Here is a 16,743-nt window from a genome sequence, read left to right as displayed (position 1 = left end):
TATAACCATTTATTCAATCAGGCGTTTATCTACACCTGGTTGTAGGAGTGATATGATGACGGATAAAGTCCGTATTGATACTTTAAGTGCTAATTCATTACCACAGAGCAATGATACCTTTTTAGCAAGACAGGCTGAGTTTGAATCTAATGTCCGCAGCTATCCACGTAAACTGCCATTAGCGATCGCTAAAGCGCAGGGCGTCTGGATTACTGATGTAGAAAATAATCAATATCTTGATTGCCTGGCAGGTGCCGGAACCCTGGCGCTTGGTCATAACCATCCTGAAGTGCTGCAGAGCATTCAAAGTGTCATCACAAGCGGCTTACCGTTACATACGCTTGACCTTACCACGCCGTTAAAAGATGAATTCTCATCTTATTTACTTTCTTTATTACCGGGTCAGGGCAAAGAATATTGCCTGCAGTTCACCGGTCCGTCCGGCGCTGATGCTGTTGAAGCGGCGCTGAAGCTGGCGAAGAAAGTCACCGGCCGTTCCAGCATCATCAGTTTCTCCGGTGGCTACCACGGGATGACCCACGGCGCGCTGTCCGTGACCGGCAACCTGTCGCCGAAAGAAGCGGTCAGCAACATGATGGCGGAAGTGCAGTTTATGCCGTATCCGCATCAATACCGTTGCCCGCTGGGTATCGGCGGCGACGCTGGCGTTAAAGCATTAACCTACTACTTCGAAAACCTGATCAACGACGTTGAAAGCGGCGTGCGTAAACCGGCTGCCGTGATCCTTGAAGCGGTGCAGGGTGAAGGTGGCGTGAATCCGGCTCCGGTCGAGTGGCTGCAACGCATTCGTAAAGTGACGCAGGAACATGGCATTCTGCTGATCATCGATGAAGTTCAGGCGGGCTTTGCACGTACCGGTAAACTGTTCGCCTTCGAACATGCCGGTATTGAGCCAGATATCATCGTGATGTCCAAAGCGGTTGGCGGCGGTCTGCCACTGGCGGTGCTGGGCATTAAAAAGCAGTTCGATGCGTGGGCTCCGGGCCACCACACTGGTACTTTCCGCGGCAACCAGTTGGCGATGGCGACCGGTCTGACAACGCTGAAGATCCTCAAAGACGACAAGATTGCCGATAAAGTTGCTGCCCAGGGCGAGTGGCTGAAAGGCAAACTGGCTGACCTGCAGAAACGCTACCCGGTTATCGGCCAGGTGCGCGGTCTGGGTCTGATGATCGGCCTGGAAATCGTGAAGCCGAACGAAGCGCAGGATCACATGGGCTGCTACCCGGCCGATGGCGAGCTGTCCGCGTTGCTGCAGAAAAAATGCTTCGAAAATGGGTTGATTCTGGAGCGTGGTGGCCGCAATGGTTGCGTGCTGCGCCTGTTGCCGTCACTGCTGATCACCAACGCTGAGCTGGAAATCTTCCTCGATAAATTCGAAAACGCCCTGCTGGGCGCTGGCGTGAAGCCGGTTTAAACGGAGTTGGATCGAATGTCAGACGTAAACCCGATTCTGTCCGGCTCGGCGCAAAGCATTGCAGCTTATCAGGACGCTATCGAGCAGAGTACGCAAGCGGTCGTTGAATGGTTGAAGCAGCCTGAGATGTATCAGGGTAAAACCGTTGAGCAACTGCGTGAACGTATCAACCTGAATTTTACGTCTCAGGGCCTGGGCAACCAGGCCGCTATTGAGCGTGCGGTTGAATACTTTCTCAAAGACAGCTTGTTGGTTCACCATGCGCAGTGCGTGGCGCATCTGCACTGCCCGAGCCTGGTAATTAGCCAGGCGGCGGAAGTGCTGATCAACGCCACCAACCAGAGTATGGACTCCTGGGACCAGAGCCCGTCGGCCACCATCATTGAGATCAAGCTGATCGAGTGGTTGCGTGAGCAGGTTGGATACCCGGCAGGCGATGCGGGCGTATTCACCAGCGGCGGTACGCAGAGTAACCTGATGGGCCTGATGCTGGCGCGTGATGCTTTTTTCGCTCGCCAGGGGCACTCCATTCAGCAGGATGGTCTGACCGGTGATCTGAGTAAAATCAAAGTGTTCTGCTCTGAAAGCGCGCACTTCTCCGTGCAGAAGAACATGGCGCTGATGGGGCTGGGCTACCGTTCCGTCACCCAGGTGAAGACCGATGCGTTTTCACGCATGGATCTGGCTGACCTGAAAGTCAAGCTGGCCCAGGCGAAAGCCAACGGTGAGCAGGTGATGGCAATCGTCGCCACTGCCGGTACTACCGATGCGGGCGCAATCGATCCGTTAGCGGATATTGCAGCGCTGGCTGCAGAACATCAGATCTGGATGCACGTGGATGCGGCATGGGGCGGGGCGTTACTGCTTTCTGATAAGTACCGTGACTTCCTGAACGGCCTTGAACTGGCAGATTCCGTGACGCTGGATTTCCACAAGCAGTTCTTCCAGACCATCAGTTGCGGTGCGTTCCTGTTAAAAGATGCGCGCCACTACGAGCTGATGCGTTACCAGGCGGCGTACCTGAACTCTGATTTCGATGAAGAGGCTGGCGTACCAAACCTGGTATCGAAGTCGCTGCAGACCACGCGTCGTTTCGATGCGCTGAAGCTGTGGATGGGCCTCGAAGCGCTGGGCAAAAAGCAGTATGCCGAGATCATTGATAACGGTGTGACGCTGGCGCGTGATGTTGCTGAGTTTGTCAAAACCCAGCCGCATCTTGAACTGGTGATGGAGCCGCAGCTGGCAAGCGTGCTGTTCCGCTTCCGCCCGCAAAGTGACGACGTGGCATTTGTCGCGCTGCTGAACCAGCGTATTGGCGACGTTCTTCTGGCTTCAGGTAGCGCCAACGTCGGCGTGACCGAAGCAGATGGTGTCACCTGCCTGAAGCTAACGCTGCTCAATCCGACGGTATGTCTGGAGGATGTTAAAGTCCTGCTGGCAAGCGTGAAGGCAACGGCTGAGCAACTGCTGAACGCGTAAGCAATAAGCTTGTTATAAAAATGGCTCCCACGTACGGGAGCCATTTTTTTGTCTGTCATTTGTAATCCGGCGGCGTTTCGCCTGGCCGGGCTACACGTCAGCGGATATCTGCTAGCGCAGCATCTTTATTCGGGAAGAACGTCAGGCGCCCGGCAATCGGCTGAATGCCCGCGCGCGCCATGGTACGTAGCGGCTGGAATTCCAGATTACTGATGCGTAATTCACAACCTTCCGGCAGACGTTTTACAAAGCGTTGGAAAGCGTCCAGACCACCGGCATCCAGTACCGGGACCGCGTCCCACTTCAAGACTACGATGCGTTTACCTTCAATACGTGACTCGAGATCGGTAAATAATCCTTCCGCCGCGGCAAAGAACAGCGGACCAATAACGCGCAGCACCAGTACATCGTCCGGTACGTCTACGTTGACCGGCGCCAGGCGAGTCATGCGCGCAATACGACGCATAAACAGCAGAGAGGCGAGAACGATACCGACGCTGATGGCAATAACCATGTCGAACAGTACCGTCAGCGACATACACATCAGCATGACAATGATGTCGTCTTTCGGTGCATGGCGCAGCAAATCCACGACTTTATGCGCTTCACTCATGTTCCATGCCACCATCAGCAGCAGGGCGGCCATGGCGGAAAGCGGTAACCAGGAAAGCAGCGGTGCAAGTACCAGCAGGGCAAGGATCACCAGAATCGCGTGGATAACCGCAGAGATTGGCGAGGTCGCCCCGGCGCGGACGTTTGCCGCAGAGCGGGCAATTGCCGCTGTGGCGGTGATACCGCCAAAGAATGGTGCCACGATGTTACCCAGCCCCTGGCCAATCAACTCGCTGTTAGCTTTATGTTTGGTGCCGGTCATTCCATCGAGTACGACGGCGCACAGCAGAGATTCAATTGCCCCCAGCATCGCCATCGAGAAGGCTGCCGGTAACAGCGCCTGTAACGAGCTCCAGCTCAGGGTAAAGTTTGACTCCGGCATATTCCACGGCAGGACCAGCTGCGGCAGCAACTGCGGGATACCATTACCCTGTGAGCCGTCAGCCAGAATGTAGTGGAACTGAGAACCAATGGTGGCGACATGGCCGCCGGTCAGGTTCACGATACCCATTACCGCGCAGCCTGCCAGCAGTGCGGGAAGGTGACCCGGCAGTCGGATCCCCAGGCGCGGCCAGAAAATCAGGATCCCCAGCGTCACTACGCCAATGGCGGCATCGCCAACGTTGATGGTCGGCAAGGCCATAAATAGCGCGCCGACCTTCTGCAGATAGTGCTCCGGGACATGGGCCATCTGCAGGCCAAGAAAATCTTTAATCTGCATGGTACCGATGGTGATACCAATACCCGATGTAAAACCTAACGTTACCGACACGGGGATATATTCGATCAGGCGGCCAAAACGAGCGAGACCGAAAAGGATCAGGAATATCCCGGACATGAGCGTGGCAACCAGCAGGCCTGCCAGCCCAAACTGTTGCGACACTGGATACAGAATCACCACGAAGGCGGCGGTTGGGCCAGATACGCTAAAGCGCGATCCCCCGGTAAGGGCGATAACAATCCCAGCGACGGCTGAGGTATACAGGCCGTACTGCGGCGCAACGCCACTGCCTATTGCCAGGGCCATTGCCAGCGGAATGGCGATGATCCCAACGGTTATCCCGGCGATCAGGTCACGGGTAAAGCGAGAGGCAGTATATTTTTCTTTCCAACAAGCGTCGATGAGGGCGCGGAAAGGCATCACATGTGAGGAAAATAATCTGTTCACAATAATGTTTCATCCATGAGCGCATCATCTGTCAACTAAATGGCAGGTGAAGGAGGCATAAGTCATACAAATAAGTATTGCAGATAAAAAAACCCGCCGCAGCGGGTTTTTGAGCCGGGCTCGATTAATGCTCGAACATAGCAGAGATGGATTCTTCGTTGCTGATACGACGAATCGCTTCGGCCAGCATACCCGACAGGGTCAATGTACGCACGTTTGGCAGCGCTTTGATTTCGTCAGTCAGTGGAATAGTGTCACAGACAACGACTTCATCAATCACTGAGTTGCGCAGGTTGTTTGCCGCATTACCTGAGAAGATCGGGTGAGTGGCGTAAGCAAATACGCGTTTAGCACCACGTTCTTTCAGTGCTTCAGCTGCTTTGCACAGCGTACCGCCGGTATCGATCATGTCATCAACCAGAACACAGTCACGACCTGCAACGTCACCAATAATGTGCATCACCTGAGAAACGTTCGCACGCGGGCGACGTTTGTCGATGATAGCCATGTCGGTATCGTTCAGCAGTTTAGCGATAGCGCGGGCACGCACGACGCCACCGATATCCGGAGAAACCACAATCGGGTTGTCCAGGTTCAGCTGCAGCATGTCTTCTAACAGGATCGGGCTACCGAATACGTTATCAACCGGTACGTCAAAGAAGCCCTGGATCTGTTCAGCATGCAGGTCAACGGTGAGGACGCGGTCAACGCCAACGCTGGACAGGAAATCAGCGACGACTTTAGCGGTAATCGGTACACGAGCGGAACGTACGCGACGATCCTGACGTGCATAGCCGAAGTAAGGAATAACGGCGGTGATACGGCCTGCGGAAGCACGGCGCAGCGCATCAACCATAACGACCAATTCCATCAGGTTGTCGTTAGTAGGGGCACAAGTGGACTGGATGATGAAAATATCACCACCGCGTACATTTTCATTAATTTGTACGCTGACTTCGCCGTCGCTAAAGCGACCTACAGCGGCGTCGCCGAGTGAAGTGTACAGGCGGTTGGCAATACGTTGTGCTAGTTCCGGGGTGGCGTTACCAGCAAAAAGCTTCATATCAGGCACGAGAAGAACCTCAGGCATGCGTCCATTGGTGGAAAGAATCTGCCGAAAACTGTGCGGGCCAGGCAGTATCCTCTCCATGCGGTGTATTAAAGAGCGCGATGCAACGTCTGGAACAGGGTGACGTTGTCACCGCAACTCAGCTTGCCCGGCTTACTCGTTGTCCTTCGCGTTTCATTTGCGCTGGCATCAATTCCTCACACCAGTTACATACTGAAGTTGTATGCACCTGGCGATTCGTCATTTCGCCATCTTCCTGAAATCCGAAGGATTTAGAGTAACGCTCTGTGCAATGGGGAGAGGTTGACGCCTTTCGCCACAAAGCCTTTGAGCCATTCCGGGGCTTGCTCAAGCACCTGGCGAGCACGAGACTCAGTGTCAAATTCAGCAAAGACACAAGCCCCTGTACCAGTCAGGCGCGACGGCGCGTATTCTAACAGCCAGGAAAGCGCCGCATCAACCTCGCGAAAACGTTTTCTTGCGATAACCTCGCAATCATTGCCGAATTCACATTTTAGTAACGTTTTTATTGACCTTTTTGGCGTGTTGCGCGGGAGGTCGGGATCGTTAAAAATCACCGGTGTCGGAATACTGACTCCCGGATGAGCAACCAGATACCACTTTTCCTCAGGCTCGACCGGCGTCAGAATTTCGCCTACGCCTTCGGCAAAAGCCGCATGGCCGCGCACGAATACGGGAACATCCGCCCCCAGCGTTAAGCCGAGTGCCGCCAGTTCATCAACTGAAAGTCCGCACTGCCAGAGATGGTTCAGCGCCACCAGAACGGTTGCCGCATTAGACGAACCTCCGCCAAGACCGCCGCCCATCGGCAGGCGTTTGTCGATACTGATGTCCGCACCGCTCCCTTTGGGAAGGCGATTGCTTTCAGATGCCGCTTTCATCAGCAAACGTGCCGCACGGACGATCAGATTGTCTTCATGCGCAACGCCTTCCACTGGGGTTAACAGGTGAATTTCGCCGTCGCTACGCGGTGCAATATCTATCGTGTCGCCATAATCAAGAAACTGAAATAAGGTCTGCAGCGTGTGGTAACCGTCCGCACGCTGTCCGGTGATGTATAAAAACAAATTCAGTTTTGCCGGAGAGGGCCAATGGGTCATCATTTCACAATCCAGTTATCCATTTTCAGCTTAATACGCTGGGAGCCGTCGGACAGCTCCATGTTTGCTGGCATCGCTGGCTGGGTTTTGCTGTCGTAGGCGCTATAGACCACTTTCCAGTTTTTACCGTCTTTGCTGTAGTTCACTTCACTCAGACGATATTGGTCGTCGAGCTTATAATCGGTGGCGTCACCAGGCAGTCCAAGGATCCACTGGCGCAGGCTGTTTAATGGGATAGGCATGCCGGTCAGTTTGCCGATCATCTCTTCAGCGTCGTCGGCGGTGTAATGCTTGCCTTTGTTATCGACCAGTTCGACGTTGCCAGGCTGCGCATTAAGTTCCAGTTCCGTGCTGCCCAGTGGGTTGGTCAGCAGGAGACGATAGCGATCCTGACCGGTTTGCTGCCAGAAAAAGCGAGCATACACTTTCTGTTGATCGGAAATATAGGCAAACGCACCACGCGTCTGATACTGGTTCAGGGCGCGAACTTCCTGTTGGTGCTGGCGCCACTGCGGAGAATCGGGGCTTTTACCGGGACCTTTAGGCGCGTTGAGCGTACAGGCAGTAAGAACCAGGACCGCCAGCGGCAGCAGGCGAATCAGGCGAAAATCAGGCAGGGTCATAATGATGACAAATCCTTGAGATACGTTGCAGTTATAACTCTTAATGCTAGCGCCGCCATCAGACATCGTCTACGTTCAAGTTATCTTAAATCGCTTAAATTTGTGCACTAAGCTATTACTCCAAAAGGGGTCAGTCTCTTTTATTGACCGCACGCATCCTGTATGATGCACCCAGTCTAACCTTATCAACGCTGGTACTATTCCCGCACACATGACCCTTTTAGCGCTTGGTATTAACCATAAAACGGCACCTGTATCGCTGCGAGAACGCGTAACGTTTTCGCCGGATACGCTCGATCAGGCGCTGGACAGCCTGCTCGCGCAGCCAATGGTGCAGGGCGGGGTAGTGCTGTCGACGTGTAACCGCACGGAGCTGTATCTCAGCGTTGAAGAGCAGGATAACCTGCAAGAAGCGCTGGTTCGTTGGCTGTGTGAATACCATAACCTCAATGAAGAAGATCTGCGCAACAGCTTGTACTGGCACCAGGACAACGACGCGGTCAGTCATTTGATGCGTGTTGCCAGCGGTCTGGATTCACTGGTGCTCGGTGAACCGCAAATTCTGGGGCAGGTGAAAAAAGCGTTTGCGGATTCGCAAAAAGGTCACCTGAACGCCAGTGCGCTGGAACGCATGTTCCAGAAATCATTCTCTGTCGCAAAACGTGTACGTACAGAAACTGACATCGGCGCCAGCGCCGTGTCGGTGGCGTTTGCCGCCTGTACCCTGGCGCGGCAGATATTTGAATCGCTCTCCACGGTAACCGTGCTGTTAGTCGGTGCGGGCGAAACCATTGAGCTGGTTGCGCGACATCTGCGCGAGCACAAAGTGAAGAAGATGATCATCGCCAACCGCACTCGCGAGCGTGCGCAGGTGCTGGCGGATGAAGTCGGCGCCGAGGTGATTTCACTGAGTGATATAGACGCGCGTTTACAGGATGCCGATATCATTATCAGTTCTACCGCCAGTCCGCTGCCGATTATCGGCAAAGGAATGGTGGAACGTGCGCTTAAAAACCGCCGCAATCAGCCTATGTTGCTGGTGGATATCGCCGTACCGCGCGATGTCGAGCCGGAAGTGGGTAAATTGTCTAACGCCTATCTGTACAGTGTTGATGACCTGCAAAGCATCATTTCGCATAACCTGGCCCAGCGCAAAGCGGCGGCGGTGGAAGCCGAAACGATAGTGGAGCAGGAAGCCAGCGAGTTTATGGCCTGGCTACGCGCCCAGGGCGCAAGCGACACTATCCGCGAGTATCGCAGTCAGTCAGAACAGATCCGTGATGAACTGACCGCCAAAGCGTTGGCCGCTCTTCAACAGGGCGGTGATGCGCAAGCCATTATGCAGGATCTGGCCTGGAAACTGACCAATCGCCTGATTCATGCACCAACCAAATCACTTCAACAGGCCGCCCGTGACGGGGATAGTGAACGCCTGAATATTCTGCGCGACAGCCTCGGGCTGGAGTAGCAGCACACCAATCTTATTTTTTACAGGGTGCATTTACGCCTATGAAGCCTTCTATCGTTGCCAAACTGGAAGCCCTGCATGAACGCCATGAAGAAGTTCAGGCGCTGCTCGGTGATGCGGGTACTATCGCAGACCAGGATCGCTTTCGTGCGCTGTCGCGCGAATATGCGCAATTAAGCGATGTATCTCGCTGTTTTACGGACTGGCAACAGGTTCAGGAAGATATCGAGACGGCTCAGATGATGCTCGACGATCCTGAAATGCGTGAAATGGCGCAGGATGAACTGCGCGAAGCAAAAGAGAAATGTGAGCAGCTGGAACAGCATCTGCAGGTCCTGCTATTACCTAAAGATCCCGATGACGAACGTAACGCCTTCCTCGAAGTGCGCGCGGGAACTGGTGGTGATGAAGCGGCGCTGTTTGCCGGCGATCTGTTCCGCATGTACAGCCGTTACGCTGAATCGCGTCGCTGGCGGGTTGAGATCATGAGCGCCAGCGAAGGCGAGCATGGCGGGTTTAAAGAAGTCATTGCCAAGATTAGCGGCGAAGGCGTTTACGGGCGACTGAAGTTTGAGTCTGGCGGCCATCGCGTGCAGCGCGTACCTGCGACGGAATCGCAGGGGCGTATTCATACCTCTGCCTGTACGGTCGCGGTTATGCCGGAACTGCCGGATGCCGAACTGCCGGACATCAACCCGGCCGATCTGCGTATTGACACCTTCCGTTCATCAGGCGCGGGCGGTCAGCACGTTAACACCACCGACTCCGCAATCCGTATTACCCACTTACCGACCGGTATCGTAGTGGAATGCCAGGACGAACGTTCACAGCATAAAAACAAAGCCAAAGCGATGTCGGTGCTGGGGGCGCGAATTCGTGCGGCCGAAGTGGCAAGACGTCAACAGGCGGAAGCCTCTGAGCGTCGCAACCTGTTGGGCAGTGGCGATCGCAGCGATCGTAACCGTACCTATAACTTCCCGCAGGGTCGTGTGACCGATCACCGCATTAACCTGACGCTCTACCGTCTGGATGAAGCGATGGAAGGCAAACTGGATATGCTCATTGAGCCGATTGTCCAGGAATACCAGGCCGACCAACTGGCGGCGTTGTCCGAGCAGGATTAATGGATTATCAGCACTGGCTGCGTGAGGCGATTAGCCAATTACAGGCAAGCGAAAGCCCGCGCCGTGACGCCGAGATTTTACTCGAGTTCGTTACTGGCAAAGGGCGCACCTTTATTCTGGCTTTCGGCGAAACGGAGTTAACCGAGGCGCAGCGTCAACAGCTTGATACGCTACTGGAGCGGCGTCAGCGGGGAGAGCCGGTGGCACACTTAACCGGTGTGCGCGAGTTCTGGTCGTTGCCGCTGTTTGTGTCTCCAGCCACGCTTATTCCGCGTCCGGATACCGAGTGTCTGGTGGAGCAGGCGCTGGCTCGCCTGCCGGCCTCAGCGTGTCGTATTCTTGATTTGGGAACCGGCACGGGTGCCATTGCGTTGGCGCTGGCAACCGAGCGTCCGGATTGTGCAGTGACTGCCGTAGACCGCATGCCTGATGCCGTGGCACTGGCCATTCGCAACAAGCAGCAACTGGGCATCGACAATGTTTGCGTGCTGCAAAGTAACTGGTTTAGCGCATTGCAGGGACAGCAGTTTGACTTGATTGTCAGCAATCCGCCGTATATCGACGAACAGGATCCGCACCTGGCGCAAGGCGACGTTCGCTTTGAACCGCTGTCGGCGCTGGTGGCGGGCGATCAGGGGCTGGCGGACATCGTGCATATCATTGACCAGTCTCAGTGCGTGTTAACGCCCGGCGGCTATCTGTTGCTGGAACATGGTTGGCAGCAGGGCGAGGCCGTCCGTGATGCCTTTACTCGTGCGGGTTACCTGGCGGTTGAAACCTGTCGTGACTATGGCGGCAACGAGCGAATTACGCTTGGACGCATCCCATCATGAGTATCTTCGGTGTGTTACTCAACGTCCATCTCATCAGCATTGCGCTTTCGGTTGGTTTGCTGACGCTGCGATTTTGGTGGCGTTACACCGACTCGCGCCTTGTCTGCGCGCGCTGGACGCGCATCGTGCCGCCGGTTGTCGATACCGTTTTATTACTCAGCGGCGTAGCGTTAATGGTTAAAGCGCACATCCTGCCATTCACTGAGCACGGGACATGGCTGACTGAAAAGCTGTTTGGGGTTATCATTTACATCGTTTTGGGTTTTATTGCGCTCGATTATCGTCGGGCGCGCAGTCAGCAGGCGCGATTAATCGCTTTTCCGCTGGCGTTGGTGGTGCTGTACATCATCATTAAACTCGCCACCACAAAAATACCGTTACTGGGGTAAGCATGAGGTCGTTAGCTGATTTCGAATTTAATAAAGCGCCATTGTGTGATGGGATGATCCTGGCGTCGGAGTCTATCCGTCTGGATTTTCCAACACAAACTGTCTATGACGAACTGGAACGTCTGGTCAGTCTGGCGCAAGAAGAAATTAGCCAGCTCCTGTCTCAGGATGAGCAACTGGAAAAACTGCTGGCACTTTTTTACGGCGAATGGGGGTTTACGGATACCCACGGCGTCTATCGTCTTTCTGATGCACTATGGCTTGATCAGGTACTGAAAAATCGTCAGGGCAGCGCCGTATCCCTGGGTGCGATCTTATTGTGGATTGCCAACCGACTGGAGCTGCCACTGGTGCCGGTGATTTTCCCGACACAACTCATCCTGCGTATTGAATCGCTCGATGGCGAAATGTGGCTAATCAATCCGTTCAATGGCGAAACGTTAAATGAGCACACGTTGGAAGTGTGGCTGAAGGGGAATATCAGCCCGGTCGCGGAGCTGTTTAACGAAGACCTGGATGAGGCGGATAATGCAGAAGTAATTCGTAAGCTGCTCGACACGCTGAAATCATCGCTGATGGAAGAGCGGCAAATGGAGCTGGCGCTGCGTGCCAGCGAAGCACTATTACAGTTTAATCCTGAAGATCCGTATGAAATACGCGATCGTGGATTAATTTACGCGCAGCTGGAGTGTGAACATGTTGCGCTGACCGATTTAAGTTATTTCGTTGAACAGTGTCCGGAAGACCCGATCAGCGAAATGATTCGTGCGCAGATTAATACTATTTCGCACAAGCAAATTGTATTGCATTGATTAATGACACTTTACCTACCGTTTAAGGCGATCCTATGAAACAAAAAGTGGTTAGCATTGGCGACATCAACGTGGCAAATGACCTGCCGTTCGTGCTGTTTGGCGGAATGAACGTGCTGGAATCCCGCGATCTGGCGATGCGCATTTGTGAGCACTACGTAACCGTTACTCAAAAGCTGGGTATCCCTTACGTGTTCAAAGCCTCCTTTGATAAAGCCAACCGTTCTTCCATCCACTCTTACCGTGGGCCGGGCCTTGAAGAAGGGATGAAAATCTTCCAGGAACTGAAGCAGACTTTTGGCGTAAAAGTGATCACCGACGTTCACGAAGCCAGCCAGGCTCAGCCTGTTGCTGACGTGGTGGATGTGATTCAGCTGCCGGCATTCCTCGCTCGTCAGACCGATCTGGTGGAAGCGATGGCGAAAACCGGTGCCGTTATCAACGTGAAAAAACCGCAGTTCGTAAGCCCGGGCCAGATGGGCAATATCGTGGACAAATTCCATGAAGGCGGCAACGACAAAGTAATTCTGTGCGACCGTGGCGCGAACTTTGGTTATGACAACCTGGTTGTGGATATGCTGGGCTTCAGCGTGATGAAGAAAGTTTCTGGCAACTCGCCGGTGATTTTTGACGTTACCCATGCGCTGCAATGCCGTGACCCGTTTGGCGCAGCAAGCGGCGGTCGTCGTGCGCAGGTTACCGAACTGGCGCGCGCAGGTATGGCGGTAGGTCTGGCCGGTCTGTTTATTGAAGCGCATCCGGATCCAGCCAATGCGAAATGCGACGGTCCATCCGCGCTGCCGCTGGCGAAACTGGAACAGTTCCTGACTCAGATTAAAGCGATTGATGACCTGGTTAAAAGCTTCGACGAGCTGGATACCGAGAACTAAGAAAGTATTGCAGTCCGGAGAGATATCTCTTCGGACTGCTGTTTGAGAAAAGTGTTAAGGATGGCCGTCAGGCGCCAAACGCACCGTCAATTGTATGCATTGCCCCCGTCACAAACCCAGCCTCAGGGCCTGCAAGCCAGGCAACCATTCCCGCAACTTCCTCTGGACGGCCATGTCGTTTTAGCGCCATAAAACTGTGCATCACCTCTTTCAGTGGGCCATTTTCCGGGTTGGCATCGGTATCAATAGGACCCGGTTGAACCACGTTTACCGTAATGCCCCGCGGTCCAAAATCACGTGCCAGCCCCCGGGCCAGCCCTTGCAGCGCTGATTTGCTCACCGCATAAGAGGCCAGGCCAGCAAGAGGCATGCGGTCGCCATTCACAGAACCAATAATGATAATGCGTCCGCCGTCAGGCATCTGTCGTGCCGCTTCCACGGCCGCATAGTATGGGGAGTGAATGTTAATCCGGAACAGACGCTCCACGTCATCCGGATCCTGCTCCAGCGCATCACCAAACAGAATAATGCCTGCATTAACTACCAGCACGTCCAGCGGGCCGCTTTCGCGTACCCGGTTGATGACGGCGTTACGATCGGCGCTATCGGTTTGCGCTGTCTGGGTACCCGTCTCATCAGCAAGCGCTTTGGCAGCGTCAGGGGAGCCTGAATAGGTAAAGGTAACCGATGCGCCATCCGCGGCAAAACGGCGCACGATAGCCGCGCCAATCCCACGACTGCCGCCAAGAACCAGAACTGACTTGCCGTTAAAAGAAGACATGAGGTACTCCTTGAACAATTATGTAGTGATCGATATATAATTGGTGCACAGTTTTCTGTCAATGGATTTGTAATGAGCACTACAAAATGCACTCGTGCACCTGGACGCCCACGTAATTTTGATCCAGAAATGGCCGTTGCTAAAGTACAACCCTTGTTTCACGCACATGGCTATGACGCGGTTAGCGTGGCGGATGTCACCGCGGTGTTGTCGATCAAGCCCCCCAGTTTCTATGCTGCTTTTGGGAACAAAATCGGTCTTTATAAACGAGTTCTTGACCGCTACGTACAAACCGAGGCGATCCCTTTTGATGACATTCTTCGCCCCGACAAACCCGTTTCTGCATGTCTTACCGATCTGCTTGAGGAGGCGGCGCGACGTTATGCCGCAGATCCGCATACGCCGGGATGTTTGGTCCTGGAGGGCACGCACAGTAACGATCCGCAGGCGCGGAAGGTCGCGCGGAATTTCTACTCGGCTGCCGAACATAAAATTCACGACTTTATCGCACAGCGGCATCCTAAAGAGGCTGACAGCCTGACTGATTACGTCAGTACCACAATGCTTGGCCTGTCGGGAAAAGCGCGTTGCGGGCATTCGTTCGAACGTCTGCTAGCCAGCGCGCGAATCGCCAGCGTAGCGGTGCGGCATCAGCTTTCCAGATGATCATCACAAGATAAGGTAGATAAATATGATGGGGAAAATGGGAACTTAATCAGGCGGTGCCTCATATCAACCCGCATCAAAGCAGGGGGTTATCGTTGTAGGTGGTACGGATGCGACGCGGATTGGCGTTGCAGGAGTATGGCATGCCATTGAATATCATGTAACAGGTAAAGCGCTCGACGGTTCGGTACGTCATGATACGCGCCAGTTAAGCCGAGAAGATGCTTTAAAAATGTATACCCTCAATGCCGCCTGGATAGCTTTTGCAGAACAGCAGAGGGGAAGTTTGCAGGCAGGTAAGCTCGCCGATTTTGCGGTGCTTAATCAGGATATTATGGCTATTCCGGCAGACAAATTGCACCAAACGGAGTCGTTATTAACGTTTGTCGATGGTCAACAGGTTTATCCGGAGCTGTGAGCGGTAAAAGAAAACGGCCCTGAGAAGGGCCGTGGGTTCTATCAGAAAGACTAATCAGGCAAATATCGTCATCAGATAGGCGATAAACAGCGCCAGATGCGCCGCACCGTTAAGCACGTTGGTGCGTCCGGTGGAGAAAGAGATGTGACACAGTACCAGTGATGAAACCATCACAATCATCTCTGGTGCGCCCAGCGCAAAGACCAAATCATTCCCGGTTGCCCATGCGATCAGGGTCACTACCGGAACGGTCAGTGAAATGGTGGCTAATACTGAACCGAAGAACAAATTCATCGCCCGCTGTACCTGATTACTCAGAACCGCTTTCAGCGCACCTAGCCCTTCAGGGGAGAGGATCAGCAATGCGACCAGGAAACCGGTAAAGGCGACCGGCGCATTCAGTTCAGTCAGCAATGTTTCCAGCGGGCTGGCGTTCATTTTGGTCACGGCAATAACAGCGATCAGATGAATGATAAGCCAGGCGGCATGCCACATATTGCTGTGGGCTGACGGTTTACCGTGATGCGGATCGTCGTCGTCACCCTCGTCTTCATGCTCATAAATGAACAGGCTCTGATGCGTTTTAGTTTGTATCAGCAAAAATACGCCGTACATCGCCGCAGAAATTAATGCCACTAATAGCGCCTGGGCGGTAGTGAAATTTGCACCCGGTAAAGCCATCGGGAACACCAGTACAATAATGGCCAGCGGAAACAGGGCGATTAAATACTGCTTAATACCAAACAGATTCATATACTGAGTGGCAAATTTACGGCCACCTAACAGTAATGAAAAACCGACCAGGCCGCCGGTTACGATCATAATGATTGAATATAGCGTATCGCGCATGAGCGTAGGCGCCGCATCGCCGGTCGCCATTAATGCGGAGATTAAGCTGACTTCAAGAATAACAACGGACAGGCTGAGGATCAGCGACCCGTAGGGTTCGCCAAGTCGATGTGCTAATACATCAGCATGACGGACAACGCTGAATGCGCTGCTTAATATACCAATAAGGGCCAGCGCATTAATACCGATGACCACTGGTAGTGACTGACTGCTCCCCCAGAAGAACAGTACTACCAGCGCCAAAATCGGGAAGACGAGAGAGGTCTCCTTGTGGCGGGTTTTTACCGCCTCATGTACGTGTGTCATTGAATTAATTCTCCGTCTCTGCAGGTATTTATACCCGTCATACTTCAAGTTGCTTATGCGTTGGCTACGTTCGCTCACTCCAGTCACATAGTTATCTATGCTCCTGGGGATTCACTCCCTTGCCGCCTTTAAGCAACTCGAATTATTTAGGGTATATAATTATAAAAAGTATTAAAGAATGTAAAAAATAACAGAAAACCTGGTTTTGTAGGTGACATTTTACGAAATTTTACTACATCGCTTATTTTTCCTCTCAAAGCGGTCAAAAACAAAATTATTGTTTATAGACTGTTTAATTAACAGAAGGTTAGATGAAGAAATTTTCTATAAATGTCCATTATTGGCGCATCGCCGCATTGTTAACCACACTTAAGGTTTAGCCTAAAAAGAGGAGTTCACAATGCCATATAAATCCAAAAGCGATCTGCCTGAAAGCGTGCAGCATGTTCTGCCAGCCCATGCTCAGGACATCTACAAAGAAGCTTTCAACAGCGCCTGGGAACAGTATAAAGATAAATCTGACCGTCGTGATGATGCTACCCGTGAAGAGACAGCACACAAGGTGGCGTGGGCCGCGGTCAAAAATGATTATCAAAAAGGTGATGATGATAAATGGCATAAAAAGGCGTAACAGTATCAATTATAATGCCTTTATGAACTAGCCAGCATCAGGCGTTAGCGAATCGTGCTACGCCGC

The 16,743-nt window shown here is 53.3% G+C and carries 17 protein-coding genes; 11 read left to right on the top strand and 6 right to left on the bottom strand.

Annotated features, from left to right (window positions below; translation table 11 throughout):
• Positions 1–52 precede the first annotated feature (52 nt).
• Positions 53–1,438, top strand: a complete 1,386-nt coding sequence (locus OGX97_RS09500) for a diaminobutyrate--2-oxoglutarate transaminase (RefSeq protein ID WP_008784983.1) — start codon at positions 53–55, stop codon at positions 1,436–1,438.
• 15 nt (positions 1,439–1,453) lie between these two features.
• Positions 1,454–2,917 carry a pyridoxal phosphate-dependent decarboxylase family protein gene (locus OGX97_RS09495; protein WP_424953284.1) on the top strand — a complete coding sequence of 488 codons (1,464 nt, stop codon included), beginning with the start codon at positions 1,454–1,456 and terminating at the stop codon, positions 2,915–2,917.
• Positions 2,918–3,014: 97 nt separating this feature from the next.
• On the opposite strand, the gene dauA is transcribed toward OGX97_RS09495, so the two are convergent.
• The 4 genes from dauA to lolB all read right to left on the bottom strand — a co-directional run bounded on the left by dauA (position 3,015) and on the right by lolB (position 7,510).
• On the bottom strand, positions 3,015–4,697 hold the full coding sequence (gene dauA / locus OGX97_RS09490; RefSeq protein WP_008784981.1) for a C4-dicarboxylic acid transporter DauA: 1,683 nt from the start codon (positions 4,695–4,697) through the stop codon (positions 3,015–3,017).
• Positions 4,698–4,821: 124 nt separating this feature from the next.
• A complete protein-coding gene (gene prs, locus OGX97_RS09485) occupies positions 4,822–5,769 on the bottom strand; it encodes a ribose-phosphate diphosphokinase (RefSeq protein WP_001518537.1) in 948 nt (315 codons plus the stop codon).
• A gap of 269 nt (positions 5,770–6,038) precedes the next feature.
• Complete coding sequence (gene ispE / locus OGX97_RS09480; protein ID WP_032943712.1) at positions 6,039–6,890, bottom strand: 4-(cytidine 5'-diphospho)-2-C-methyl-D-erythritol kinase; 852 nt, start codon at positions 6,888–6,890, stop codon at positions 6,039–6,041.
• Entirely contained in the window at positions 6,887–7,510 is a 624-nt protein-coding gene (gene lolB / locus OGX97_RS09475) for a lipoprotein insertase outer membrane protein LolB (protein WP_279850652.1), read from the bottom strand. The genes ispE and lolB overlap by 4 nt, the downstream gene beginning before the upstream one ends.
• A 211-nt stretch (positions 7,511–7,721) precedes the next feature.
• Here lolB and hemA point away from each other — a divergent pair, with 211 nt between their 5' ends.
• Genes hemA through kdsA form a run of 6 tightly spaced genes read left to right on the top strand, consistent with a single transcriptional unit; the run spans position 7,722 to position 13,026 of the window.
• Positions 7,722–8,978, top strand: coding sequence for a glutamyl-tRNA reductase (gene hemA, locus OGX97_RS09470; RefSeq protein WP_003833420.1), 1,257 nt, complete (start codon positions 7,722–7,724; stop codon positions 8,976–8,978).
• Between the two features lie 41 nt (positions 8,979–9,019).
• Positions 9,020–10,102, top strand: coding sequence for a peptide chain release factor 1 (gene prfA / locus OGX97_RS09465; RefSeq protein ID WP_003020786.1), 1,083 nt, complete (start codon positions 9,020–9,022; stop codon positions 10,100–10,102).
• Positions 10,102–10,935: a peptide chain release factor N(5)-glutamine methyltransferase gene (gene prmC / locus OGX97_RS09460; protein WP_235127397.1), complete on the top strand. Its 834-nt coding sequence runs from the start codon at positions 10,102–10,104 to the stop codon at positions 10,933–10,935. The genes prfA and prmC overlap by 1 nt, the downstream gene beginning before the upstream one ends.
• Positions 10,932–11,324 carry an invasion regulator SirB2 gene (gene sirB2, locus OGX97_RS09455; RefSeq protein WP_125362582.1) on the top strand — a complete coding sequence of 131 codons (393 nt, stop codon included), beginning with the start codon at positions 10,932–10,934 and terminating at the stop codon, positions 11,322–11,324. The genes prmC and sirB2 overlap by 4 nt, the downstream gene beginning before the upstream one ends.
• Before the next feature lie 2 nt (positions 11,325–11,326).
• The gene (sirB1, locus tag OGX97_RS09450) at positions 11,327–12,136 is read left to right on the top strand and encodes an invasion regulator SirB1 (protein WP_003020775.1); all 810 of its coding nucleotides are present in this window, start codon (positions 11,327–11,329) and stop codon (positions 12,134–12,136) included.
• A gap of 35 nt (positions 12,137–12,171) precedes the next feature.
• On the top strand, positions 12,172–13,026 hold the full coding sequence (kdsA, locus tag OGX97_RS09445; RefSeq protein WP_003020772.1) for a 3-deoxy-8-phosphooctulonate synthase: 855 nt from the start codon (positions 12,172–12,174) through the stop codon (positions 13,024–13,026).
• 67 nt (positions 13,027–13,093) lie between these two features.
• Here kdsA and bdcA read toward each other — a convergent pair whose 3' ends face one another.
• Positions 13,094–13,807 carry an SDR family oxidoreductase gene (bdcA, locus tag OGX97_RS09440; RefSeq protein WP_008784974.1) on the bottom strand — a complete coding sequence of 238 codons (714 nt, stop codon included), beginning with the start codon at positions 13,805–13,807 and terminating at the stop codon, positions 13,094–13,096.
• A 72-nt stretch (positions 13,808–13,879) separates the two neighbouring features.
• On the opposite strand from bdcA, the gene OGX97_RS09435 reads away from it, so the two are divergent.
• The gene (locus OGX97_RS09435; protein ID WP_008784973.1) at positions 13,880–14,473 is read left to right on the top strand and encodes a TetR/AcrR family transcriptional regulator; all 594 of its coding nucleotides are present in this window, start codon (positions 13,880–13,882) and stop codon (positions 14,471–14,473) included.
• A 91-nt stretch (positions 14,474–14,564) separates the two neighbouring features.
• Positions 14,565–14,891 (top strand): amidohydrolase family protein, encoded by a 327-nt coding sequence (locus OGX97_RS09430; protein ID WP_323849069.1) that lies wholly within the window; start codon positions 14,565–14,567, stop codon positions 14,889–14,891.
• Positions 14,892–14,945: 54 nt separating this feature from the next.
• Here OGX97_RS09430 and chaA read toward each other — a convergent pair whose 3' ends face one another.
• Positions 14,946–16,046: a sodium-potassium/proton antiporter ChaA gene (chaA, locus tag OGX97_RS09425; protein ID WP_003833407.1), complete on the bottom strand. Its 1,101-nt coding sequence runs from the start codon at positions 16,044–16,046 to the stop codon at positions 14,946–14,948.
• A gap of 400 nt (positions 16,047–16,446) precedes the next feature.
• Between chaA and chaB the strand changes: the two genes are divergently transcribed.
• Complete coding sequence (gene chaB, locus OGX97_RS09420; protein WP_008784971.1) at positions 16,447–16,677, top strand: putative cation transport regulator ChaB; 231 nt, start codon at positions 16,447–16,449, stop codon at positions 16,675–16,677.
• Positions 16,678–16,743 lie beyond the last annotated feature (66 nt).

It is taken from the genome of Citrobacter sp. Cpo061 (genome assembly GCF_030332845.1).
GTDB classification, from domain to species: domain Bacteria; phylum Pseudomonadota; class Gammaproteobacteria; order Enterobacterales; family Enterobacteriaceae; genus Citrobacter; species Citrobacter portucalensis.
This window is presented reverse-complemented; position numbering and strand designations above follow the sequence as displayed.